Origin of the sequence: Caballeronia sordidicola, from assembly GCF_000729995.1 — a bacterium.
GTDB lineage: Bacteria > Pseudomonadota > Gammaproteobacteria > Burkholderiales > Burkholderiaceae > Caballeronia > Caballeronia sordidicola_A.
On record NZ_JNFG01000007.1, the window covers coordinates 204,026 to 226,965 of the forward strand.

Genomic DNA, 22,940 nt, shown 5'->3' on the forward strand with positions numbered 1-22,940 from the left:
AGATATGCAGAAACGATTTCTGTTGTTGTTATGCGTGTCGGTACCTTCATTCATGATCAACCTGGACGCCAATATTGTGGCGGTGTCGCTCTCGTCGATTGCGCGTTCGCTGCATGCGGATTTCGTCGCTATTGAATGGGTGATCTCGGCCTACACGCTGGCATTTGCAACGTTGGTCATGCCAGCAGGCGCACTCGCCGACCGCTTCGGCAGAAAGCGCTTGTTGATCATCGGCTTGTTCGTCTTCACCGCCGCATCTTTTATCTGCGGCGCCGCTACATCGACTGCTGTGTTGAACGCCGCACGCGCGCTGCAAGGCGTTGGCGCAGCGTTGCAACTAAGTGCCGCACTCGCAGTTCTCGCACATGGATTTCAAGGTAAGGAGCGCGCCAAGGCATTTGCATTCTGGGGCTCCGTGATCGGCGTGGCCATCATGCTCGGTCCCGTGGCCGGCGGATTGATTACGCAGTCGCTCGGCTGGCAGTGGGCTTTCTATGTCAACCTGCCCGTTGGCGCAATCATGATTGCCCTGACGTATTTTGTAGTCGATGAATCCAAGGATCCCCATGCAATCGCCATCGACGTTTGGGGCGTAGTGACCTTCAGTGCGTTTCTCGGATTGCTGACCTGGGCGCTGATTTCAGGCAATCGCGAGGGATGGCTTAGCACGTCCGTCAGGGCGCGGCTGGCGGGCTCGGTCATTTTCCTGATAGCGTTCGTGATCGTCGAACTCAAGCAGGCGCGGCCCATGGTCGAGCTTGGCTATTTCGGCAAGCGGACCTATCTCGGCGCGAGTCTTGCCGGCGTGTCATACGCGGTCGCATTCCTGACCATGCTGACCTATCTGCCCTTCTTTTTCCAAAGCGCGCTCGGCTATTCTCCGCTCAATGCCGGCCTGCTGATGCTACCGCTCGCCGTGCCTTTGTTCGGGGTGCCGCGCATTGTGTCCGTGTATCTCGATCATCGGATGTCAGGTCGCATGCTGCTCGTTTGCGGCTTGTTGCTGGTCGCAGCCGGCTTGTTCGGAACCGCGCTGCAGATCCAGGCGTTCAGCTATAGCGCGATCTTCCTCCCCATGCTGGTTGCCTCCACGGGCGCCGGGATTCTCAACGGTCAGATCGCCAAGGTCAGCATGACGGTGATCCCCGTGGAACGAGCCGGCATGGCGTCGGGCGTATCGGGGACCATGCGGTTCAGCGGCATTGTGGTGGGATTCGCGGCGTTGGGCGCATTGTTGTTTCATCGAATCCAGGCGAGCATTGAGAGAGCATTGCCGGTACTCGGCGGCCACGACAAGCTGGAGATTACGCGCTCTATTGCGAATGGCAACCTGGCTTCCGCGGCGTCGTTGATTTCATCGCACCAGGGCCTTGGATCAATTGCACGAGCCAGCCTTGGTTACGGATACGAGGGTGTGCTGCTCGCGGCGTCCGCTGTTGCATTCGTGGCGAGCGCGTTGTGCTGGCTGCTGATAAGCGCCGAGGAAACCGCGCCTCATCAGGATCGGCAGTCCGTCATGCGCCTGGATGTGTCAATAGACTAAGATTGGCAGACGATCTTTCGAACCGTCATTTCCACGTGAGCCATGAACACTTCACACAAGCAGCATTCGTCTGCCGCAGTCTCGTTATGCAACGGCGCCGCGTTGCGCAAGGCCACGCGCAGGCTCTCGCAACTGTACGACAGCGTGCTTGCGCCTTGCGGCCTCAAGCTGTCGCAACACTCCACACTGGCGCATATCGATCGCGCGGGCACGCCGAACATGAGCAATCTGGCTAAAGACATGGTGCTCGACCGCTCCGCGCTTTCGCACAATCTCAAGCCGCTTGAGCGCGACGGTTTTATCGAATCGCTTCCCGATGAAACCGATAAACGCGGACGCCGGGTTGCCTTGACCCCGGCGGGAAAAGAGAAGCTGGCCGAGTCCAAAGCCCTTTGGAACGAAGCTCAAATGCGCTTTGAAAACGCGTATGGCGCAGCGAGAGCATCGAAGCTGCGCGCACTGCTTGCGGAGGTTTATTCCGACGAGCTGGAGCAATCATTCCTGGACGAATGATCTCAACGGGCCCGCCTGGCGCAAGCGCAGTTGCGATCGCCCAAGCGTGTCCCGTAGTCGCTAAAGAGCAAAACGAAGCAAGCCGAATCAATTAAACAGTTGGCAAATCTTCCAACGTTTTCTCAATCCGACCCTCTTCAAAAGAGGTTTCAATGCCAATGTGCCCGTTAGAGTAAGGGATCGAGCTGACCTGAGGACCCAGATAGCTTCGCCCGCCGAGCTTGAACACCGTTCGCACGAGCTCTCCTTTCTCCAGGACCTTTACGACGTGGTCCACATCCACAACTTTGGGCACCGACGTCCAGGCGGCCGACAATTCATCGATGTTGCCCCAACGTACGTGGGTAACGCGATCATTGGTCCAACGAACACCATCAATGGCAACAATAGACATGGCTGACTCCGTCTATTAATGAAGCACCTTAGTGAAACAGCAACCCCGTCCGAGTACGCTCTTTTATTCTTGTATTGACCTTGGGAACGAACGGTTCGCGTGACGCAGCTCGCCGGTTTGCGGGCTTCGACAAAGGAATCGCTATTCATCGATTCTTCAAATGCAGGCACTGCACGGCGAACGGAAAATAGATTGACATGGTTCAAGCGAATGCACAAGCGAACGCCGTGACCTCCAATGCAATCGCGATCGTGTGTCCAGGTTCCGCTCCTTCTCCACATCATGAAGTGGAGCGCAAAGTGTTCTCTGTGACTCGAAGATCCGCTATGAGGTGCTCGATCACCGCGCGGCCGGCGGCGCGTGTCGCCCGGCCTAGCGGGAAATAGGCGTGCACGGGAACGTCAACGGTTTTCCAGTCCGTGAGCAACGCAACGAGAGACCCGTCTTCGAGTTCACGGCGGCACGCCCATCCAGTCGTCGACGTAATCCCAAAACCGGCCACCGCGGCAGCAACGGCGCCTTCATTCTCGTTCGTCGTGAAATGCGGCGAGACTTCCGCCACCACCGTCTCGCCATTGCGCTCGAATTTCCACGCCCACGCAACCGACGCCGCGGGGCCGCCCACTATCTTGTGCGCAACGAGATCGTCAGGCTTCGTCGGTATCCCCGCGCGCTCAAGGTAGCTCGGCGCCGCCAGAATCAGGCGAGGGATCGTTGCGATAAGTTTCGCCGTTGCGCCCGAATCCGCCAGCGGGCCAAGGCGGATCGCGACATCGACCGCGTCGCGAACCAGATCCTGCCGCCGATCCTCAAGTAGAAAATGGATCTGCAAATGGGGATGCGTGGCGGTAAATGTCGCAAGCCGCGGGATGACCTCCCGAATTGCCACGCTGGTCGGCATGCTCATTCGCAGCGACCCGCGCAACTCGCTTCCTTCGCGAACGCTATGTTCCGCTTCGTCGAGAGCAATAAGAATCGGCTCCATTCTGGCGAGGAATTCGGAACCCGCTTCCGTCGGCACGACGGCGCGCGTGGTGCGCGAAAGTAACCGGGCGCCGAGCCCTGCTTCCAGCTCGGCGATGATGCGCGAGGCCTGGGACTGCGAGAGTCCGCATTCGCGCGCAGCGGCTGAGAAGCTGCCCAGCCGGGCGACGCGTGTGTAGAGCTTGAGCGCGAATATGTCTTTCATCAAGATTCCCGTCGAACGAGATAGCTGCGCCGGCTCCCGGAATTTGGGAAGCAAGGTAATTAATGCACCTAAGGCATGAAAGATAACCGAAATCATCGGGTGCCTGGCTCTTCTCGCTTACGGATACTTGAATCCATCGAGCTGGGCGCAATTAAAGCGCAGGCTTTGCGCGAACGCGGCGCTGCCGTCAGCCATAGCGTCGCGTTATCAATCCTCCGACGGCGTTAACCCGACCTCATGTGTAAATCACATAAGTCATAGCTAAAAGGACCGGCTACCGGCTGGAAGGCGATCGCTTTAACCTGTGTTCATCAACAACGCGAGCCCACCCGTCTTACGCGTCGTTCCTTTTCTACACCGGAGATTGACTATGAACGACCTGCTCGCCTTTGCCATTGAAGCCCACGGTGGTCTGGATCGTTGGAATACGTTCAGCCGGCTCAAGGCCGAACTCTCGGTCGACGGCGCGATCTGGCACCTCAAGCAGCAGCCCGGTCTGCTCAATGACAAAATCTTCGAGATCGACACGCATCAGCAGCGCTTGACGATCACGCCTTTCCTGGCAGCCGGTCAGCGCAGCGTGTTTGTTCCGGGTCGGGTATCGATCGAAACGCTGGACGGTGAGGTGCTTGAGAGCCGCGACGACCCCGAGGCCGCCTACGCCGGTCACGTCCAGGAAACGCCGTGGGACAAGTTCCACGTCACCTACTTTGCAAGCGAAGCGTTGTGGACCTATCTCACGTCGCCCTTCCTTTACACGTATCCCGGGTTCGAGAGCGAAGAGATCGAGCCGTGGCATGAAAACGGCGAGGAATGGCGCCGCCTCAAGGTGACGTTCCCTGCTGATATCCATAGTCACACCCGGACGCAGATCACCCATTTCGGCCCGGACGGGTTGATGCGCCGCCACGACTACACCGTCGACATTCTGGGCGGCGCGACCGGCGCCAACTATGTCAGCGATTACGTCGATTTCCAGGGCATCAAGATGCCCACCAAGCGGCGCATCTACGCCTATGACGAGAACATGCAGAAGGTGCCTGAGCCGCTTCTCGTTTCCCTCGACTTCGGTCATTTGAGCTTCAGCTGAGTTTCAGCCAATGGTCAACCGGGCTCATTGCCCGACCGCGCGTCTTTGGCTCCATACCGCATTCGACCGGGAATCTCGCCATGTCTACCGACTCACTGTTCGACCCGCTGCAACTGGGCGCGCTGTCGTTGCCCAACCGTATCGTGATGCCGGCGCTGACCCGCATGCGCGCCGGACCCGGCGGGGTGCCTTTGCCCATCAGCGCTGAATACTATGCGCAGCGAGCCACGGCGGGTCTGATCATTACCGAAGCGACGGCCATCAGCGTCAACGGACATGGCTATCCGCAGATGCCCGGCATCTATTCGCCAGAACAGGTTGCCGGTTGGCGCGCGGTCACCGAGGCCGTTCATGCGAAGGGTGGCCGGATCATGCTTCAAATCGTTCACCATGGACGCTGGTCGCATTCGAGCTACAACCCGGACGGCAGCCTGCCCGTCGCGCCTTCGGCGATAGCTGCGCCGGGTCTCGCGTACACGCCGGCATTTCAGCAGGCGCCCTACGAGACGCCGCATGCTCTGGACACGCTCGAAATATCGGAGATCGTGGTGTCGTTCTGGAGCGCAGCGAGGAATGCGCTCGATGCCGGTTTCGATGGTGTCGAGATCCACGGAGCAAATGGTTTCCTGCTCGACCAGTTCCTGCAGGACGGCAGCAATCATCGCACCGACGAGTACGGCGGGTCGATTGAAAACCGGACACGGCTATTGCTTGAAGTGGTCGACGCGATCACCGACGTTATCGGCTCCGATCGCACCGCGGTTCGCCTTTCGCCGCATGGCAACCTGGGCGGTCTGAGTGACAGCGACACGGTCCTTCATTTCACCCACGTCATCCGCGAACTCGGCCGGCGCAAGCTGGCGTATCTTCACTTGATCGAGCCGCGTGCGTCGTCGGCGGGCTTCGGCGATGACGCGAGTGTGGACAGCGCCAACAACGTAGCACTGTTCCGCCCTGTATTCGACGGGCCGCTGATCACCGCCGGCGGCTACAGCCCAGAGACTGCTGTACGCGTAGTCGAGTCCGGGCTGGCCGACGCCGTTGCGTTCGGACGAATGTTCATTGCCAACCCCGACCTGCCTGAGCGTATTCGCGAAAGCGCCGCGTTGAATCGGTTCGATCGGGCAACGGCTTACGCCGGGGATGAGCATGGTTTCACAGACTATCCGGCGCTGGCGGCTGCCAGTCCGATAACTTCTTGATCCACCGTCGGCGTGAGCCGGTCAAGAGAGCCGCTCGCGCCGAAGTTCAATGAAACTCAACCAACGCAAGTCAAAGGAAACGCCATGAACACTCAGGAGAAGAACAAGAGCATCGTGCTGGAAGCATTCGATACGCTCTTCAATCAGCGCGACTATCCAGCTGCCGAAAAATTCTGGTCTCCTGAGTACATTCAGCACAGCGCGCACATCGCTCCGGGCCGTGAAGGTCTTTTCGAACTCACCCGGAATCTGCCTGACACGTTGGTGTACGAACACGGCATCATCATGGCCGAAGGCGACTTCGTCATGGTGCACGGACGCTTCTCGGGCAACGGACAGGCTGCGGCGTTCATTGCGGTAGACATCGTCCGGATGGAGAACGGGATACTCGTCGAGCATTGGGACGTGCTGCAGGATGAAGCGACCGCTAAGAGCTCGGCCAGCGGCCTGCCCATGTTCGGCGAGCGCTTCCCCGGTTAAACCGTCCGGTGGTAGTTGTCACAACTCCCACTCCGGGAAGCTTTAAATCTCAACCGCCCTCATATTCGATCGCCCGTTGAAGTTTAAGCCTCGCACTGCGCCCGTGCGTCTCCGGCATCTTCAGATAGACGAACAAGGAGATGGCGGACCATGCGGAGACATACCAGTAAAAATAATGCTCGTGCCCGATCGACTTGAACTTCAGCGCGACGAATTCCGTGGTTCCGCCGAGGATGGCCGTGGTCAGGGCATACGGCAGACCCACGGCCAGCGCCCGAATGCGCACGGGAAAAAGTTCGGTTTTAGCCAGCATGTGAACCGACGTGAAACCGCTCAGCATGAAGAGCCCGCAAAACGACAGAACAAACGCAACCAGAGGATCGTGCGTGCTTGCAAGCGCATTGAAAATGGGCACGGAAAACAGCGTACAGCTCAGGCCGAAAAAGATCAGGACGGGTCGGCGTCCAAGGATGTCGGAAGCGAGGCCAAAGAGCGGCTGCAACGGCATATACAGAAGCAGCGCCGAAGCTGAAACAAGCGTGGCTGTCTCCTTGCCGAGACCAACGGTATTCACAAGGAACTTCTGCATGTAGACGGTGTAGGTGTAGAAGCCCACCGTCCCGCCCACGGTAATTCCCACAGCCAATAAAAGTTGCCGCCAGTGGAGCAGCATTTCCCGGCTGATGGTTGGGCCGCGCCGTGTCCCGCTGTGGTGGAATGCCTCGCTTTCCACCACATTGCGCCGCATGTAGAGCGCAAACAATGCAAGCACGCCGCCAATCACAAACGGTATTCTCCACGCCCACCGGTCGATCTGCTCGGAGGTGAACAGCACGTGCTGCATGACCAGCAGCAGACCCAGCGCCAGCAACTGACCCGCCACCACGCTCACCTGCAGGAACCCAAGATAAAAGCCCCGGCGATTCGCCGGCGCGATCTCACTGAGATAAGTCGCGCTCGTACCGTATTCGCCGCCCATGCTCAGGCCTTGCAACAGCCGTGCAAAGATCAGGATGGCGGGAGCGAAAGGCCCGATAGTCGCGTAGCCCGGCGTAACGGCGATGATCAGCGAACCGATGCACATCACCGATACCGACCAGGTCAACGCCGACTTACGTCCACGACGATCCGCATACAACCCGATCAACCAACTGCCGAGCGGACGAGCCACATACCCGACCGCCGCGATTGCCGCCGCGTTCATCAACTGGACCGTGGCGTTGTCGCTAGGAAAAAACGCCTTGGCGAAGTAAATGGAAAAGATGCTGTATGCAAGAAAGTCGTACCACTCGATCAGGTTACCGGCGAGGCCGCCTGCAATGGATTTCAACAGCGCAGGTCGACCCGCAGGTCGTTCCATTCGAGGGGTACTCATAGTCAGTCTCCTTTTGGTTGTTATGCAGTGAACGATCCGCTTTCCTTACGGCGCAGCCGGCTTAGTCATCGTGCGCGGCGTATTTTTTGTCGAGCTGGTCATAGAAGGGTTTGTCGACCAGCCGCTGGCGCTCGTTGAACGGCACCACGAGGTCCGGATCTTCGTCGAGCTTCCCTTGATCCTTGAGTACGCCCAAAGCCCGCTGCATGCCGCGAACGGCGCTCTGTAGCGACGCGTTTGCGTAAAGCGCGATTCCGAAGCCAAGTTCCGCCAGCCTGGACTGCGGAAGCGTGGGCGTCTTGCCGCCAATCACGATGTTGATAAGCTGAGGCGCGTTGAACAACGTGGGCAAGCGCTGGATCTCATCGATCGTTTCAACCGCTTCAATGAAGAGCACATCCGCACCGGCTTCAGCGAAGCGATGTCCGCGTTCAATGGCGGCATCGAATCCATGGGTCGCGCAGGCATCGGTACGGGCGACGATCAGCAGATTGGGGTCCTCGCGAGCATCGACTGCCGCGTGCAGCTTGCCGACCATCTCACTCGTCGATATCACCGCCTTGCCGGCGAAATGCCCGCACTTCTTGGGACTCACCTGGTCTTCGAGCTGGATGGCGTCGGCGCCCGCGCGTTCCAGCGTACGAACCGCATGGCGCACGTTGAGGGCGTTGCCGTAACCGGTATCAGCATCGACGATGAGCGGCAAGTCCACCGCATCGCGGATACGCGCGGTATGGTCGGCCATTTCATTCAGACCGATAAACCCGAGATCCGGGAGCCCGAAAAACATGTTGGTCACACCGGCGCCGGTGATATACAACGCACCGAAACCGGTATCGGCGACAACGCGCGCACTCAGCGCGTTGAATGCACCGGGCACGAGCAACGCGCGCCGGCTTTCGACCAGCGAGCGGAAGGCACTGCGACGTTCAGCGGATGGAAGCGACATGATTGAACTCTCCGTGTTGACGTTAGTGACGCGGGGGCGACTTACTCGAATCACCTATTCGAATCGATACAGCGCGCGAGCCGAGCGAGTAAGAATAAGCTCGCGCTGCGTCGCATCGGGAACCCATTGATCGAGCGCGCGCCGTGTGGCATCGTAATCGATCAGTTGCTGATGCTGCGTGTGCGGCCAGTCACTGCCCCAGACCAACCGCTCGGGTGTGTAGGCGTCGAGAAGCCGGCTTGCCAGGGTGGTCCCCAGGACTGTTCCGTCATCGCCAGGCGCACTCCGGTAAGCCGCCGACAGCTTAATCCAAACGCGTCCTGTCGCGGCCATCGACAGCAGGTATCCGAAGCCCGGATCGTTTGCGCCGATGCGCGGATTCGGACGGCCGAAGTGATCGACGACCACGGTGCAGCCCTGTGCCAGCAGCGGACCGACAACCGCATGCAAATCCACCGCTTCACGATGGACCTCGACATGCCAGCCGAGTGCATTGACACGCGCGAACAATCGCTGCCACTCAGGCGCGCTCAGTTGAGGCACTAGCAAGCCGATCAGGTTCAATCGGATGCCCACCACACCTGTGCTATCGAGCAGTGAGAGTTCGGCATCGGTGACCGCACAATCCACGACCGCCACTCCGCGAAAGCGTCGCGGATAGCGCTTGGCTACATCGAGGAAATAGCTGTTGTCTGTGCCGAGAAAACTGGGCTGGACCAGCACAGCGTGCGAGATACCGTTCGCCAGCAAGTGGCCTGCGTAAGCATCGAGCGTGGCGTCGTAATCCGGCGCATGGCGACGCTGCTCCGCCAGCGGCAAGCCGCGCACGAAAACGTGGGCATGTGCGTCGATAGCCGTAATCCTAGTGTCGTTAATGTCAGCCCACTGATCCGCCACCGTCGTGTCTTGTGCCTGCATCGTTTGAATCCGTTCGTCGATCATGGGTTCCCCGTCTCAGGCGCGGGTCGCGACATTGGCCGCTACCGTCGCAATCGTTCGGTTCCTTGTTTCCGGCAGCATGAGAGCGGCCACGACCACGAGTCCGTAGGCAATGCCGGCGTCGATGCCAAGCGCCGAGCCAAGCGGCATCGAGTTACCCATGTGTCCGACCAGCACCGGAAAACCTGCCGAGACGATCCGCCCGAAGTTATAGCAAAAGCCCACGCCGGTACCGCGGATGCCTTGCGGATAAAGCTCGTTGAAAAGCGCGCCGAGCGTGGCCGGGATGCCCGCAGCAAAAAGGCCCAGCGGGAAGCTGAGGAACAGCATCGCGGTGTCGCCCATTGGCAGGAAGACGTAGAGATTGACCGTCGCGACGCAGCATACGGCGAACAGGATCACGTTGAGCCTGCGGCCGATCCGGTCCTGAAGCCAGGCGCTCACGAAACAGCCGCAGATGAATGCCGTAATGACGACGGCAAGATAACCACCCGTGCCGAGCACGGACAGATGCCGCTCGGTCTTGAGGTACGTCGGTAGCCATGTTGTGATCGCGTGATAGCCGCCATGTGCGCCCACGCCGATCAGTGCGCCCACGATCGTTGTACGGATCACCGACCGGTCGAAGATGCTGCTTGCCGCGGGCAGCGCCAGCCTGGACGACCCTGTGCTTGCGCTCACGCGCGGCGGCTCCACAATGTTACGGCGCAGATAGAGCACGAGCCCGGCAGGAATCACGCCGATACCGAACAGCAGCCGCCACGCCCACTCTGGCGATACAAACGAGAACACCAGCATGTAAAGAAGCACGGCGCCTGCCCAGCCGAAACCCCACGCGCTTTGCACAATGCCCATTGCCTTGCCACGATGTTCCGCGCGAATGGTCTCGCTCAAGAGCACGGCGCCCGCGGTCCATTCGCCGCCAAACCCCACGCCCTGCAGAGCCTTGAGCGCAAGCAACTGTTCGAAGTTCTGCGCGAAGGCGCTGAGGAAGGTGAAGAGCGAGAACCAGACCACGGTAATCTGCAGCGCGCGCACGCGGCCATAGCGATCCGACAACATGCCCGCGAGCAGTCCGCCCAACGCACCGGCGACGAGCGTCGCGCCGCCGATCAACCCCGCTTGGCCCTTGCCGATACCCCAGGTCACGAGCAAGGTCGGGATCACCAGGCTGAACAACTGCGTGTCCACGCCGTCGAGTGCCCAGCCGGCGAAGCAGCTCCACAGGGTACGTTTTTCTGTCGCCGATATGTCGCGGTACCAGTTCACTTGTCGTCTCCTCTTTTTCACTTCGAGCGTCATGTACGCGTCTCGTCCATGGAGGCATTCTAAGGACCGCCTGGATAAAGATATATGATGCAAACGATCATCTTTCATATCGTTTTAATATGGACACACGCAACCTGAAGTACTTTCTCGCCGTCGCCGATGCCGGCAGCGTCACCCGCGCCGCCGAACGTCTGAACATTGCGCAGCCCGCGCTGAGTCAGGCGCTTACGCGCATCGAGAATGAACTGGGCGTCAAGCTTTTCAGCCGCACACGGCGTGGCGCGGACCTGACCGCGGCCGGGCTGGCGATCGTGGAGGACGTCCGGATGAGCGTCGCGAGAATCGACGCCGCCTCGCACCGCGCTCGCGAGATCGGCGCGCAGCGCGCTGGGCGGCTGACGGTGGGATTCGCGTCGGCGGCGCTGTTCGAGGTGCTGCCGCGAGCGATTGCGGCGCTGCGCGCGTCGGTGCCGGATGTCGAACTGGTGCTGCGCGAGATGAGTAATGCCGAGCAGGCGAGCGCGCTGGAGAAAGGTGAAATCGATATTGGCTTGCTGCATACGCCGGTGGCAGTCGCCGGCAAGATGCGCGAGAAGCTGATCGCGCGCGAGCCGTTGATCGCCGTGTTGCCCGAAACGTTTCCGCTGGCCACGGGTGCCAAGGTGTCGTTACGCGAACTCGCGCCGCACGGGCTGGTCTGGTTTCCACAGGGTCAGTTGCCGGGCGTTCGCGCGGGCATTCTGAGCGCGTTCCGGCAAGCGGGTTGCGAGGTGCAGATCGCGCAGGAGGCGAATCGGTCGCTGACTGTACTCGCTTGCGTGGCTGCGGGATGCGGCGTGTCGCTGCTGCCGCATTCGGTTCGGGCGTTGCAATTTAGCGGAGTAAAGCTGTGCGAGATAGTCGATGGCGCCGCGTTGCCGCGTTTTGAACTCAGCGCAATATGGCCCGCACGGGCAAGACAGACGCTCGCCGATCGCTTCGCCGGATTGATCGAACCTTATTCTGCGGCTTTAGGGGTGTAGAGGTCCTGGGTTGGTAGCTTGGCACGACGTCGCGCAGTGATCGCTCAGTCATGCAACTTCGGGATGTCCGCGAAGCACACGCCCGAGAAACGCCCTCGTGCGTTCATGTTGAGGCGTGTCGAAAAACTGGGCGGGTGCAGCCTCTTCAACAATCCTGCCCCCGTCGATCAAAATGACGCGATCGGCGACTTCTCGCGCGAACCCCATTTCGTGCGTAACGCACAGCATGGTCATGCCTTCTTTGGCGAGACCGACCATGGTGGCCAGGACCTCTTGCACGACTTCAGGATCCAGCGCGGAGGTTGGTTCATCGAAGAGCATGATGGACGGCTGCATGCACAGCGCCCGCGCTATGGCCACCCGTTGCTGTTGCCCGCCGGATAACTGCCCGGGATACTTTTGCGCCTGATCCAGCACCCGGACTTTCTGCAGAAAATAGAGGGCTCTTTCCCGCGCCTCAGCCTTCTTCACGTCGCGCACTCTAATGGGTGCCAGCATGCAGTTTTCAAGTACCGACATATGTGGAAACAGGTTGAAACTCTGAAACACCATGCCTACTTCCCGACGGATATCCCTGAGTAGAGTCAGATGGTCGCCACTACGAACATCCGTGACAGAGATCGTTCCGGACTTGAATGTTTCCAGCCCGTTGATGCACCTGATCAACGTCGATTTTCCCGAACCCGACGGACCACATATTACGATTCGCTCTCCTTTATTAACACGAAGGTCGATGCCCTTCAAAACAGGAAGCGATCCATAGCTTTGCTCGAGCCCTTCTATCCGGAGGATTTCATTTCGAGCCAAAAACGCGTCATCCATGATCAGACCTCGAAGGTAACGATGTTTATGGACGGGCAAGACCGAACATACGCTTGGCGCGTTCGAGCCCGCCGCGGGGCGGGCGGTACCCTTGTTTCTTCCGGAAACGCTCGGACAACTCGGATCCCATCGAGCAGATGAGCAGATAGACAACCGCGACCGTCGAATAGAACTCCACCAGTTTCGAATCGCGCTGAGCGATCTTTGCTGCTGCACCAAAGAAGTCGGTTAGTGACAGTACGTAGACGAGCGCCGTGTCCTGAAACAGGATGATTGTCTGCGACACGATGATCGGCGCAGTGACCCGCAAGACCTGAGGCACGACAACGTTCCAATACATGGTCGAGCTGGAAAGACCAAGCGCCTTCGCACCTTCGTATTGCCCTTTGTCGATCGCCTTAAGCCCGGCACGCACTATCTCCGCGTAGTAAGCGGATTCAAAAAGGGTGAAGGTGATGAAAGCGGTGAATTTCGGGCCGAGCGGGATCGAACGGCCCGCCGGCGTCAAGTGACCCAACAGCAGCGGAACCAGGAAGAAGAACCAAAAGAGAACGAGAATCAGGGGAATGGAGCGCATCAGGGTTACGTATGCACGAATGGCGTCGGCCGCCACGGGCACAGCCATGTGCCTGACGATTGCCATGAACGTTCCCAACAGCATTCCGCCGGTCATGGCCACCAGCGTGAGCTCCACCGAAAACAAGAGTCCCTGCAGCAGGTACGGGGTGGCGTTGATCACGGCAGCAAAATCAAAAGACATGACGCCCCCTATTTTTTAACCGTGTTGTTTTGGCTCACGCCAGGAATACGGAGCATCCGCTCCACCTGAAATGCGACCTGGTGCAACACGAGTGCGATCAACAGGTACAGAACTGTTGCACTCGCGAAGGCGTCGAACGTCCTGAACGTGAATTCGTTGATCTGTTCCGCTCGGGCAGTGATCTCGAGCAAACCGATCGTCAACGCAACCGACGTGTTCTTAAGCAGGCCAAGTGCCTCGCTGGTTAGCGTCGGGATGGTTATGCGAATGGCCTGGGGCAACAAGATCAGCAGGTAGGTTTGGAAGACGGAAAGGCCGAGCGCGTCGGCCGCTTTCTTCTGGCCATCGGAGAGCGCGTTGATACCGGCACGAACCTGCTCCGCAATACGCGATGCCGTGTACAGGCTAAGCCCGGCTACGGCGGGATAAAAGCTGGCCCACGGCGGCGCGATCTGCTTGATCGAGTTCCCCCATGTGGTAGGGATCACTTCTGGCAGGACGAAGTACCAAAGGAATACTTGGACGAGCAACGGGACATTGCGGAACACCTGAACATAAATCCGCGCCGCGATACGCAATGGAAGATAGCGGACCGTTCGCGCCGCACCCACGCTTATGCCGATTGCGAACGCGAACACGCCGGAAACAAACCACAAGAGCAACGTCCAGCATAAGCCGGACATCAACCACCCCAGGTAGGTGCCCCCTTCTGCTGTCTGGTCAAAGAGAACTTGCATTGTTTTTCCGCTCACTGAAAAGGCGCGCGTGAAAGGGCGCCGCATCGTCAAGTCGACGACGCGGTGATGTCCCTGTTTGATCGTAGCGATGCAACCAGCACGTACCGAGTTTCAATTGGCCCCTGCCTGGACAGACTCTTTAGCGAGACTGCTTGAAGCGCTACGGGGTAAGAGAGTCGCTAGGTGCCGCCACTCTTGCCTTGAGCGCTTCGTTCATTGGCAAAGCCAGGTTCTGTCCGTGGGGCGGGATGGGTTGCGTGAACCACTTGGCGTAAGTCTTTGAAAATTCGCCGGACGCCATTTGGGCACTTAGAGCGCCGTCTACCACCGACTTGAATCCCGGGTCGTTCTTCGGAATCATCAGGCCGTAGTAATAGACCTGAGCGCTTGCATTCGGCAGATATCGGAATGCCTTGGGGTCGGGCGATCCTGCTACAAGACCTGCTTCCAGGATGTTGTCTTCAAACCATGCCGACGCGCGCCCGGTGCGCAGCAACAAAAGCGATTCGGCTTGTTCCTTGGATTGGAGGATCGTCATGTTGAGCTTGAGGTCGCTATTGATCTTCATGGCAAGACCCAGGTTGAGCGACCCCTGCGTCAGTACGACGGTCTTGCCTTGAAGCCCTTTCACATCGGTAATTCCCGACGATGCCGTGGTCAGCCAGGTCGGGCCACCGGCGAACGTGGCGACGGAAAATCCGACCTGCTGCTGGCGTTCGGCGGTGTTGGTCGTGCTTCCACATTCAATGTCGATCGTGCCGTTTTGCAGGAGCGGTATTCGATTCGCTGCGCTGACCGCCAGATAAGCCACGTTCAGCTTCGGCAGCTTCAGCTCCGCCTTCACTTTTTCCGCGATTGCCGCGCACAGGTCTAGCGAAAAGCCAACCGGCTTTTGACCGGCGCCAAGAAAAGAAAACGGAATCGATGACTCGCGATAGCCAAGCGTTAGCGTATTGGAGGACCGGATTTTTTCCAGCGTTGAACTTTCCGCGTGCGCTGCGGGAGCAGTAAGTCCAATGCCGGTAATGGCCGCAATGAACAGCCAGTGTCTCGCCGCGGTGCGCTTCATGGTTTCCCCATTATTGAAAAAATCCGTTCGATGTCCACGCCCAATCTCAGGCGGCTTTCGCTACCGCTGTTTCGTCGAGACTGTCGCGTAGTGCCTTGTCGAGAATGTCCACCGCGCGGTCGATCTCGTCCGTTGAGACCGTCAGCGGAGGCGCAATGCGCCACACCGAGCCGCGTTCCGGACGACGGCGAATGTTCATGCTTAGACCGTTCTCAAAGCATTTCCGGGTCGTCATTGCGCCGAGCTCATGAGCCGGATTGCGCGATGCCCGGTCAGTCACCAGCTCGACGCCAAGCAGGAGGCCCGCGCCCCGGATGTCGCCGATCACCTCATAGCGCTGCTGCAATTCTTCGAAGCGGCGGCGCAGGTAGCCCCCCATCTCATTGGCGCGCGCAATGAGGTTCTCTTCCTTGATCACCTTTAACACGGCCAGTCCAACTTCGGCCGTGAGCGGGTCCGAAACATGACTGGTGTAAAACGTGAAGTGCTTCTGGTGGAGGACTTCTTCGATCTTTGCAGTCGTCGATACCGCGGCAAGCGGCAAGCCGCCGCCGAGCGTTTTCGACATGGTCATGATGTCGGGGACGACACCGAAGAATTCGGATCCGGTACGCGTTCCAATCCGGCCAAACGCGGTTTGCGCTTCATCGAAAATGAGCAGCATGCCTCGATCGTCTGCCGCCTTTCTGAGTGCCTGCATGAACGACTTCGGTGGCACCAGGACGCCCCCTGCGCTAATGACGGGCTCGACAATGATCGCCGCACCGCGCCCGCTCGACTGCATGTCGAACATCTTCAACGCGAGGTTCAGGTTTGCGAGCGCCGCTTCTTCCGGCGTCGCCGCCTGAATGTACGGGCGATACGAATTCGGCTCGGGAATCAGGAAAACGCCGGGTGCGGGAACGCCATACCCTTTGCGGTCACTCGCGAAGGACACGGTACTCGCGCCACCGGTGATGCCATGCCACGAGCCGCCCAGCGCCAGGACTTCATAGCCGTCGGTATACATCTTGGCCATGCGCAGCGCGACCTCGGTGGCCTCGGAACCGGTATTGATGAAGATCGTCTTCTTGATGTCGCCGGGCAGCCAGTCACGTGCAAGCGTCTGCCCGAGTTCGGCGACGACTTCGGGGATCATGCCGCTGAACATGTGGAAGGCCTTCTCGCCCGCCCGGTGAACCGCTTCGACAATCGCAGGATGGTTGTGCCCGATCGTGGCGCACATCTGCCCTGACGTGAAGTCCAGGTACTCGCGTCCATTGCTATCCTTTACGATAGTGCCCTTGGCAGACGTGAACAGGTTCGGGAAGGCGTCGCCGCCGTATCTGACCAAGTAGTCCCTGGATGCTTGCAGAAGTCCTTCTTTCATCGTTCACTCCGTTGGCTCGTTGGCGGGTTGTCGGCCGGATCTGATCGCTGGCCGCAGAACCTGGGTTGCATGTCATCATCGAACGACCGCCACCGCGCCATGCTCGTCTACGTACACTATTTGGCATAACGCTTGCTTTGTCTGGCGGCCGTCAGAAAAGATCATAGGTAGGCGAAAATGTCAGCGCCAACGCATATAACTCAGCACCCCCTCAAATGAGCTCAACTAGAAGCCCGACGAAATCCCGCTTGCCGCCGCTCAAGGCACTCCTTGCGTTCGAGGCCGCGGCACGACGGGGAAGCTTCGCGCTTGGCGCGGAAGAGCTTGCGGTCACACCGTCGGCGGTCAGTCATCACATCCAGCAACTCGAGGATTTCCTTGGCGTACCGTTGTTTCAACGGCATCCGGGGCGAGCCGCCCTGACGGCTGCAGGGCGGACTTACGCCCGCGAGCTTGAACGCGCATTCGGTGTGATCGCCGAAGCTACCAATCTGGTCGCGCCGCAGTCGCAGCGTGGTTACCTGGTGGTCGCATCGGGTCCAAGTTTCGCCGCCAAGTGGCTGCAACCCAGGCTTCCGGAATTCCTGCGCGCCAATCCGGAAGTCAGGATCCGGTTGTCTACGCTTTCAGATCACGATGACCTCGAGACAACCCGATTCGATATTGCGATTGCTTATGGGCATCCGAATACTGCAAAACACGATGTAGAGCCCTTGCTGCTGGAGCGGCTGCGCCCGTTGTGCAGCCCCGCCCTTGCCGCCACGCTCGCGCTGCGCACGCCACAGGACCTTTTGCGCGCGACCTTGATCCACTCGTCCAATGGGCTGACGTGGTCAGAGTACTTGCGGCGCGTCTGCGGCAAGGAAGTGCGGCCGGACAACGAACTCTGGCTCGATCGGTCGGTCATGGCGATCGAGGCTGCAGTCGACGGGCTGGGCGTCGTACTCGAAAGCGAGCTTCTGGCGGCGGAAGAATTGAATGACGGACGGCTTATCGCGCCTTTCGATGACGCTCAGTTCAGCATAGAAGTGACGTCCTATTACCTGGTTCGATCAAGAGGTTATAAAACCAGCTCACAAGCAGCGGCGACGTTCGAGACGTGGTTGCGCTCCGCATTGACTGCGGCCAACCTGACGTCGAAATTGGGTGGAATGTGATTAGGTGCGATCGCTGCCTGGCTATCCCATCCCATTTGCAAGCAAGCGATAGAACAGCTGGACGGTTCGTCCCACCGTCGTTGGCTAGTCTCTTCGCTTGAGAGAAGTAATTAGCATGGCTGATCACTCACCGAGCTTCGCAAACGTTAGCCTCCATGCTGCACAACGTGTGCAGCGGGTCGGATAAGTCAGTAGTCGAAACGATTCGACCTCGACCTTCAAGGCTCAAAAACTGTTGACTATATTGTCGCGAAAGTGCTAGCAGGTACACTAGCGTCTGTCCGTGTGTTTCGCTCCATGCAACAACTGCTCCACTCGTTCAATGTAGTACTGTCCCGCAATCTGCTTTTACAAGTAACTGCTGCAACGTAAGACTGTAGAGCAACTGCCGCAGAGCATTCCGGTGTGACCCAAAGGTGATGAGTTTTCTGAAGAATGACGGTCGCCTTGCCTCGCAAAAGCTTCACAACATTTTTCGTTAAATTTTTAGCACCCCATTACAAGATTGAGTCAGATTTATGCATGCCAGAAAATTAAAATTTTACGCAAAAAATGTTATTTTCGATCTTTTTCCATCATTGATTTTTGAAAAAAGATATGACCGCATGTTCAGGAATCTGGACGAACATCAATGGACTTATATTCGCTCACGCGCCAATTATTATAATAAGCTCGAGCGCCAATTTGTCCTGAACGAAACGGCTAGCCGGAGCAGCACGCTGCCTTTGCGCGGCAATCCAAGCGCCTACTACTATGATTTCAAAGAGATATCCCGATACTTCGCACGTTCGGTGAAATTCAACTATGTTTTCAAGGACATTAAAGAAGCGGTGGATGAGCCAACGCTTCTTAAGACCAGACCACTCACCGAAGCCAATGAAAATTCGGTCATACTGAAGCTGGACAAAATGAGGCACTTCAATTTTATTGAAGATACGCGATCATTTGAAAGCAAACTCAACATGGCCGTTTTTCGAGGTGCGTGCTACCAGGAGCACCGAAAAGCATTTGTCGCCAGGTATCACGGTTCACCAATAGCCGATATTGGCGACACTGACGACGCCATGAAAGGTCAGCATGGTCATCGACCTTATATGAGTATTGCTGACCAGTTGAAATACAAGTTCGTGATCAGTCTGGAAGGTAATGACGTCGCCACCAACTTGAAATGGATCATGCTTTCGAATTCCGTATGCTTCATGCGCAAGCCGCGGGTGGAAAGCTGGTTCATGGAAGGTTCCTTGATCCCGGATCACCACTACGTGCTTCTGGACGACGAATTTTCCGATCTGGAAGATAAAATAAATTATTACACCAAGCATACAGAAAAGGCGATGGCGATAATCAAAAACGCCAATCAGTACGCCATGCAGTTCCTTGACACGCGACGGGAAAAGCTTATTTCGCTGCTGGTTCTCAGAAAATATCTCGATCTTTCCGGTCAATAAAGGGTCGACAAAGGGTCTGTCATGTCGCAGACATGTCCCCCGCATGTCTGCGACATGCATGCTCCGCCCGTCAGGACAAGCGTTCTTCCAGTGATGCCCTGAGCCTGCCGGGCGTCACGCCGTAGACTTCCTTGAAGCCGCGGATGAAATGTGCGGAGTCGGCAAAACCGCATTCATAGGCGATTACCGTGATGCGTTTTTCTGTATTAAGCAGTAGCCAGCGCGCGTATCGAAGCCGCATCGTCCGGTAAAACTCCTTGGGGGACATCCCCATCTCAGTCAGGAAGTTACGTTCGAGTTGCCTGACGCTTGTCCCGGTCATCTTCGCAATCACCGTGACGTTGAGCGGCGCCTCCAGGTTTTCTTCCATCAGCACAACAGCGTGGCGTACCAGCAGATCACCGACTGCCAGATAGCCCAGCGCCTTGCGGCGCTCCACGAACGACGTGCCGCCGTGACGGCTGACTGTCATTTGATGAATCACCTTGGACGCTCTGTCCGAGCCGCAATGCAGGCTGATCAAACGCGTTGCCAACTCGAGGACCGACACGCCGCCGGCGCACGTGATCCGGTTGCCGTCGATTAAATAGTCTGCATTGGCGATGACCCGCAAGTCCGGGAACATCGTCTTGTAGTCCTCCAGGTGGAACGCGTGGACGCAAGCAACCCGGTCCCGCATCAAGCCTGCTTTTGCCAATACGAAACTGCCGGTGCACATGCCGATCAGTGGCACGCCTTCGGTGTCAGCCTCGCGCAAATAGTCCCAGTAGCGCCGGTCGACCTGTTCAAGTTTCGGCAGAAGGCCGCCGATCACCACGAGGTAATCGAATTGCCGCGGTGACCCCTGTACCGCATGCACGGGCACGGCCACTCCGCAACTCGCTTCCACGGTTTCATCGGCCATGCCGAGCAGCATCCATGCGCATCGCAGCGGACGGCTCTGGTCGCCGAGATCGGCTGCATGGCGCAACGCGTCACAGAAGCCCGCCAGCGAAAGCAGTGGGAAAGTGGGCCAGAGAAGAAATCCGATGTTGAGCTCGGCCCCCGAGCGCGACGCGTTGCCCTCTCGCTTGACGCTGGCGCGATCGAGCCGATCGACGAGATCCCGGCCAAGGGACGGCTCCCGGGCATCGGCCAGTGTTTTTTCGCGTGCCATGACGTTCCCGCAAGACGTTGGTGAACCCAAGTATATAAGCCAGAAAATGCGCTTGCCCGCCATGTCGCGTTTCTTCTATTTTTTTACGAGTTGGTGCAATGCCGGCCATTTTGTCGTCTCTAAAGTCGCTCCTGTCACCTGCCCCCGATCGATCACTCACGAGTGTCGGTGCACCATCGTCCAGCAAGCTGCATAACCAGGAGAGTCTCATGTCGGCTAGATTTCACGGCGCGCTATGCGCCAATATCGGAGTGGGTCTGATCATGCTCGGCTCGGCCAGCGCGTTCGCAGACGAAGTTGTCAAAATTGGCCATGCCGCACCGTTGACCGGAGCCAATGCCGAGTGGGGAAAGGACACGGAGAACGGCGCCCGCCTGGCGGTGGAGGAAATCAACGCGAAGGGGCTGGTGATCAGCGGCCATAAGGTGACGCTTGAGCTGGATGCACAAGACGACGCGTCGGACCCGCGCCAGGGCACGCAGGTGGCGCAGAAGCTGGTCGACGATCAGGTTGTCGCCGTGGTTGGCCACATGAATTCGGGAACCACGATCCCCGCATCGAAGATCTACAGCGATGCGGGTGTTGTCGAGGTCTCCCCTTCAGCGACCAACCCGGTTTATACGCAACAAGGCTTCAAGACCGCTTACCGGGTTGTCGCCACCGACGCCCAGCAGGGTCCGGCGCTGGCCGACTATGCGAAGAAGACGCTAGGAGCCAAGTCGGTGGCGATCGTCGACGACGCGACAGCGTACGGCCAGGGGCTCGCCAATGAGTTCGAGAAGCAGGCGAAGGCTGACGGGCTGACCGTGCTCTCACACGATGCAACCAACGACAAGGCCGTCGACTTCCGCTCGATTCTCACCAAGATCAAGGGCGAGCATCCGGACATCATCATGTATGGAGGAATGGACGCCACGGGCGGTCCGTTCGCGAAGCAGGCGCGACAGCTCGCCATTGCAGCACGCGTGCTGGGGGGTGACGGCCTGTGTGCCGATTCGCTCGCGAAACTGGCCGGCGATGCCGCAGACAACGTCGTGTGCTCGATCGCTGGCATGCCGCTTCAGGAGATGCCGAACGGCCCCGCTTTCGAGCAACGTTACGAAGCACGCTTTCATCAGCACGTGCAGCTCAATGCGCCGTTCGCCTACGACGCGGTGTACATCATCGTCGACGCAATGAAGCGCGCGAACTCGACCAAAGCGCCGGATATCCTTGCAGCCATGCCGAGCGCAAATTTCGTCGGCGTGCTGGGACGCACGCAGTTCGACGCGCACGGCGATCTGAAGCAGGGCGCGATCTCGCTGTATGACTACAAACGCGGCAAGCAGACGCTGCTCACCGTCGTGAAGATGTAGTGCACATGGACGTTCCTGTTCCTGACGCGGGCGGTGTCGGCCTGGCTGCCCCGCCGAAAGCGCGGGTCGTACTCATCGGCACAGGCGGCACGATCGCAGGCCGCGGCGCATCGCCGGTCAACACATCGGCGTATGACTGCTCCGTGGTGTCCATCGACCAGATACTGGCGGATCTGCCCGCTGCGGCATCGGTTGCCGACATCAGCGCCGAGCAGCTATTTCAGTGCGGCTCGGAGAACTTCGGCAGCAGGCAACTGCTGCAGCTGGGCAAGCGGATTTCATCGCTGCTGAAACGTGATGACGTGGATGGCGTTGTGGTCACGCATGGCACCGATACCATCGATGAAACCGCTTATTTCCTGCATCTGACGCTCAAAAGCACGAAGCCGGTAGTCCTGGTGGGCGCCATGCGTCCACCCTCCGCACTCAGTTCGGACGGGCCGCTTAACCTCTACAACGCGATCGTCGTGGCGGCGAGTTCGTTAGCCCACGGCAAGGGCACGCTGGTCGTTGCAAACGATGAGATCCACACCGCGCGTGATGTTGCGAAGACCAATACTTTCAAGCAGGAGGCGTTCAGCTCGCCCTACGGTCCCCTGGGATATATCGTTGAAGGCAAGCCGGTCTTTTATCGATTGCCAGCGCGTTGGCATACAGTGCAAAGCGAATGGTCGATCGATGAGATCGACGCTCTGCCGGAGGTCGGTATCCTCTATGCGCACGGCGGTATGAACGACGCGATGGTGCACGCCATGCTCGACTCAGGTGTGAAGGCGCTCATCTATGCGGCGACCGGCAACGGCAACGTGGCGACATCCGTAGTGGCCTCACTGGTCGATGCGAGATTGCGTGGCGTTCACGTTGTCCGGGGTTCGCGCACGGGAAGTGGCGTCGTCATCCGTAACGCCGCGCAGCCCGATGACCGCTACGACTGGTTGGTAACGGACGATCAGGTTCCTCACAAGGCGCGCATCCTGATGATGCTGGCGCTCACCGGAGAGCAGTGCACACGCAAACTTCAGAATGCCTTCCTGACGTATTGACCGGGGCTATGTGCCGGACTCGAGGCGCCGGCAGACCGGGTACATCCCAGCGGTCAATA

22 protein-coding genes are annotated in these 22,940 nt (G+C 58.7%); 10 read left to right on the forward strand and 12 right to left on the reverse strand.

The window, feature by feature from the left end:
- The first annotated feature begins 4 nt into the window (after positions 1-4).
- Positions 5-1,543: an MFS transporter gene (locus FH08_RS0107945; RefSeq protein WP_031357821.1), complete on the forward strand. Its 1,539-nt coding sequence runs from the start codon at positions 5-7 to the stop codon at positions 1,541-1,543.
- A gap of 42 nt (positions 1,544-1,585) precedes the next feature.
- Positions 1,586-2,056, forward strand: coding sequence for a MarR family winged helix-turn-helix transcriptional regulator (locus tag FH08_RS0107950; RefSeq protein ID WP_031357822.1), 471 nt, complete (start codon positions 1,586-1,588; stop codon positions 2,054-2,056).
- A gap of 91 nt (positions 2,057-2,147) precedes the next feature.
- On the opposite strand, the gene FH08_RS0107955 is transcribed toward FH08_RS0107950, so the two are convergent.
- Positions 2,148-2,450, reverse strand: a complete 303-nt coding sequence (locus FH08_RS0107955; RefSeq protein ID WP_031357823.1) for a hypothetical protein — start codon at positions 2,448-2,450, stop codon at positions 2,148-2,150.
- Positions 2,451-2,730: 280 nt separating this feature from the next.
- A complete protein-coding gene (locus FH08_RS0107960) occupies positions 2,731-3,639 on the reverse strand; it encodes a LysR family transcriptional regulator (protein WP_031357824.1) in 909 nt (302 codons plus the stop codon).
- A 370-nt stretch (positions 3,640-4,009) separates the two neighbouring features.
- Between FH08_RS0107960 and FH08_RS0107965 the strand changes: the two genes are divergently transcribed.
- The 3 genes from FH08_RS0107965 to FH08_RS0107975 all read left to right on the forward strand — a co-directional run bounded on the left by FH08_RS0107965 (position 4,010) and on the right by FH08_RS0107975 (position 6,411).
- The gene (locus FH08_RS0107965; protein WP_031357825.1) at positions 4,010-4,729 is read left to right on the forward strand and encodes a hypothetical protein; all 720 of its coding nucleotides are present in this window, start codon (positions 4,010-4,012) and stop codon (positions 4,727-4,729) included.
- Positions 4,730-4,809: 80 nt separating this feature from the next.
- Positions 4,810-5,931 (forward strand): alkene reductase, encoded by a 1,122-nt coding sequence (locus FH08_RS0107970; protein WP_031357826.1) that lies wholly within the window; start codon positions 4,810-4,812, stop codon positions 5,929-5,931.
- A gap of 84 nt (positions 5,932-6,015) precedes the next feature.
- The gene (locus tag FH08_RS0107975; RefSeq protein ID WP_031357827.1) at positions 6,016-6,411 is read left to right on the forward strand and encodes an ester cyclase; all 396 of its coding nucleotides are present in this window, start codon (positions 6,016-6,018) and stop codon (positions 6,409-6,411) included.
- Between the two features lie 49 nt (positions 6,412-6,460).
- Here FH08_RS0107975 and FH08_RS0107980 read toward each other — a convergent pair whose 3' ends face one another.
- The 4 genes from FH08_RS0107980 to FH08_RS0107995 form a co-directional block, all read right to left on the reverse strand.
- Positions 6,461-7,786 carry an MFS transporter gene (locus FH08_RS0107980; protein WP_051887906.1) on the reverse strand — a complete coding sequence of 442 codons (1,326 nt, stop codon included), beginning with the start codon at positions 7,784-7,786 and terminating at the stop codon, positions 6,461-6,463.
- Positions 7,787-7,847: 61 nt separating this feature from the next.
- A complete protein-coding gene (locus tag FH08_RS0107985) occupies positions 7,848-8,735 on the reverse strand; it encodes an isocitrate lyase/PEP mutase family protein (RefSeq protein ID WP_031357829.1) in 888 nt (295 codons plus the stop codon).
- 54 nt (positions 8,736-8,789) lie between these two features.
- Positions 8,790-9,677 (reverse strand): amidohydrolase family protein, encoded by an 888-nt coding sequence (locus FH08_RS0107990; protein ID WP_035565584.1) that lies wholly within the window; start codon positions 9,675-9,677, stop codon positions 8,790-8,792.
- A gap of 12 nt (positions 9,678-9,689) precedes the next feature.
- A complete protein-coding gene (locus FH08_RS0107995; protein WP_031357831.1) occupies positions 9,690-10,943 on the reverse strand; it encodes an MFS transporter in 1,254 nt (417 codons plus the stop codon).
- 119 nt (positions 10,944-11,062) lie between these two features.
- On the opposite strand from FH08_RS0107995, the gene FH08_RS0108000 reads away from it, so the two are divergent.
- On the forward strand, positions 11,063-11,965 hold the full coding sequence (locus FH08_RS0108000) for a LysR family transcriptional regulator (RefSeq protein ID WP_031357832.1): 903 nt from the start codon (positions 11,063-11,065) through the stop codon (positions 11,963-11,965).
- Positions 11,966-12,013: 48 nt separating this feature from the next.
- Here the strand turns inward: FH08_RS0108000 and FH08_RS0108005 are convergent, their stop codons facing one another.
- The 5 genes from FH08_RS0108005 to FH08_RS0108025 all read right to left on the reverse strand — a co-directional run bounded on the left by FH08_RS0108005 (position 12,014) and on the right by FH08_RS0108025 (position 16,722).
- Complete coding sequence (locus FH08_RS0108005; RefSeq protein ID WP_031357833.1) at positions 12,014-12,787, reverse strand: amino acid ABC transporter ATP-binding protein; 774 nt, start codon at positions 12,785-12,787, stop codon at positions 12,014-12,016.
- A gap of 25 nt (positions 12,788-12,812) precedes the next feature.
- A complete protein-coding gene (locus FH08_RS0108010; RefSeq protein WP_035565586.1) occupies positions 12,813-13,547 on the reverse strand; it encodes an amino acid ABC transporter permease in 735 nt (244 codons plus the stop codon).
- Positions 13,548-13,555: 8 nt separating this feature from the next.
- Complete coding sequence (locus tag FH08_RS0108015) at positions 13,556-14,284, reverse strand: amino acid ABC transporter permease (RefSeq protein ID WP_031357835.1); 729 nt, start codon at positions 14,282-14,284, stop codon at positions 13,556-13,558.
- Between the two features lie 160 nt (positions 14,285-14,444).
- Complete coding sequence (locus FH08_RS0108020; protein ID WP_031357836.1) at positions 14,445-15,353, reverse strand: amino acid ABC transporter substrate-binding protein; 909 nt, start codon at positions 15,351-15,353, stop codon at positions 14,445-14,447.
- Positions 15,354-15,399: 46 nt separating this feature from the next.
- Complete coding sequence (locus tag FH08_RS0108025) at positions 15,400-16,722, reverse strand: aspartate aminotransferase family protein (protein ID WP_031357837.1); 1,323 nt, start codon at positions 16,720-16,722, stop codon at positions 15,400-15,402.
- Positions 16,723-16,937: 215 nt separating this feature from the next.
- Between FH08_RS0108025 and FH08_RS0108030 the strand changes: the two genes are divergently transcribed.
- Both FH08_RS0108030 and FH08_RS0108035 read left to right on the forward strand, forming a co-directional pair.
- Positions 16,938-17,879, forward strand: a complete 942-nt coding sequence (locus tag FH08_RS0108030) for a LysR substrate-binding domain-containing protein (RefSeq protein ID WP_063771172.1) — start codon at positions 16,938-16,940, stop codon at positions 17,877-17,879.
- A 518-nt stretch (positions 17,880-18,397) separates the two neighbouring features.
- Positions 18,398-19,327: a glycosyl transferase family 90 gene (locus tag FH08_RS0108035; RefSeq protein ID WP_031357839.1), complete on the forward strand. Its 930-nt coding sequence runs from the start codon at positions 18,398-18,400 to the stop codon at positions 19,325-19,327.
- 70 nt (positions 19,328-19,397) lie between these two features.
- Here the strand turns inward: FH08_RS0108035 and FH08_RS0108040 are convergent, their stop codons facing one another.
- Positions 19,398-20,483, reverse strand: coding sequence for a GlxA family transcriptional regulator (locus tag FH08_RS0108040; protein ID WP_051887931.1), 1,086 nt, complete (start codon positions 20,481-20,483; stop codon positions 19,398-19,400).
- A 263-nt stretch (positions 20,484-20,746) separates the two neighbouring features.
- Here FH08_RS0108040 and FH08_RS0108045 point away from each other — a divergent pair, with 263 nt between their 5' ends.
- A complete protein-coding gene (locus tag FH08_RS0108045; RefSeq protein ID WP_051887933.1) occupies positions 20,747-21,838 on the forward strand; it encodes a branched-chain amino acid ABC transporter substrate-binding protein in 1,092 nt (363 codons plus the stop codon).
- 5 nt (positions 21,839-21,843) lie between these two features.
- The gene (locus tag FH08_RS0108050; RefSeq protein ID WP_051887908.1) at positions 21,844-22,881 is read left to right on the forward strand and encodes an asparaginase; all 1,038 of its coding nucleotides are present in this window, start codon (positions 21,844-21,846) and stop codon (positions 22,879-22,881) included.
- The last annotated feature ends 59 nt before the right edge of the window (positions 22,882-22,940 follow it).

Coding starts and splice junctions, on each gene's coding strand:
- FH08_RS0107945 (WP_031357821.1), top strand. CDS start 5: ATGCAGAAACGATTTCTGTTGTTGTTATGCGTGTCGGTACCTTCATTC.
- FH08_RS0107950 (WP_031357822.1), top strand. CDS start 1,586: ATGAACACTTCACACAAGCAGCATTCGTCTGCCGCAGTCTCGTTATGC.
- FH08_RS0107955 (WP_031357823.1), bottom strand. CDS start 2,450: ATGTCTATTGTTGCCATTGATGGTGTTCGTTGGACCAATGATCGCGTT.
- FH08_RS0107960 (WP_031357824.1), bottom strand. CDS start 3,639: ATGAAAGACATATTCGCGCTCAAGCTCTACACACGCGTCGCCCGGCTG.
- FH08_RS0107965 (WP_031357825.1), top strand. CDS start 4,010: ATGAACGACCTGCTCGCCTTTGCCATTGAAGCCCACGGTGGTCTGGAT.
- FH08_RS0107970 (WP_031357826.1), top strand. CDS start 4,810: ATGTCTACCGACTCACTGTTCGACCCGCTGCAACTGGGCGCGCTGTCG.
- FH08_RS0107975 (WP_031357827.1), top strand. CDS start 6,016: ATGAACACTCAGGAGAAGAACAAGAGCATCGTGCTGGAAGCATTCGAT.
- FH08_RS0107980 (WP_051887906.1), bottom strand. CDS start 7,786: ATGAGTACCCCTCGAATGGAACGACCTGCGGGTCGACCTGCGCTGTTG.
- FH08_RS0107985 (WP_031357829.1), bottom strand. CDS start 8,735: ATGTCGCTTCCATCCGCTGAACGTCGCAGTGCCTTCCGCTCGCTGGTC.
- FH08_RS0107990 (WP_035565584.1), bottom strand. CDS start 9,677: ATGATCGACGAACGGATTCAAACGATGCAGGCACAAGACACGACGGTG.
- FH08_RS0108000 (WP_031357832.1), top strand. CDS start 11,063: ATGGACACACGCAACCTGAAGTACTTTCTCGCCGTCGCCGATGCCGGC.
- FH08_RS0108005 (WP_031357833.1), bottom strand. CDS start 12,787: ATGGATGACGCGTTTTTGGCTCGAAATGAAATCCTCCGGATAGAAGGG.
- FH08_RS0108010 (WP_035565586.1), bottom strand. CDS start 13,547: ATGTCTTTTGATTTTGCTGCCGTGATCAACGCCACCCCGTACCTGCTG.
- FH08_RS0108015 (WP_031357835.1), bottom strand. CDS start 14,284: ATGCAAGTTCTCTTTGACCAGACAGCAGAAGGGGGCACCTACCTGGGG.
- FH08_RS0108020 (WP_031357836.1), bottom strand. CDS start 15,353: ATGAAGCGCACCGCGGCGAGACACTGGCTGTTCATTGCGGCCATTACC.
- FH08_RS0108025 (WP_031357837.1), bottom strand. CDS start 16,722: ATGAAAGAAGGACTTCTGCAAGCATCCAGGGACTACTTGGTCAGATAC.
- FH08_RS0108030 (WP_063771172.1), top strand. CDS start 16,938: ATGAGCTCAACTAGAAGCCCGACGAAATCCCGCTTGCCGCCGCTCAAG.
- FH08_RS0108035 (WP_031357839.1), top strand. CDS start 18,398: ATGCATGCCAGAAAATTAAAATTTTACGCAAAAAATGTTATTTTCGAT.
- FH08_RS0108040 (WP_051887931.1), bottom strand. CDS start 20,483: ATGGCACGCGAAAAAACACTGGCCGATGCCCGGGAGCCGTCCCTTGGC.
- FH08_RS0108045 (WP_051887933.1), top strand. CDS start 20,747: ATGCTCGGCTCGGCCAGCGCGTTCGCAGACGAAGTTGTCAAAATTGGC.
- FH08_RS0108050 (WP_051887908.1), top strand. CDS start 21,844: ATGGACGTTCCTGTTCCTGACGCGGGCGGTGTCGGCCTGGCTGCCCCG.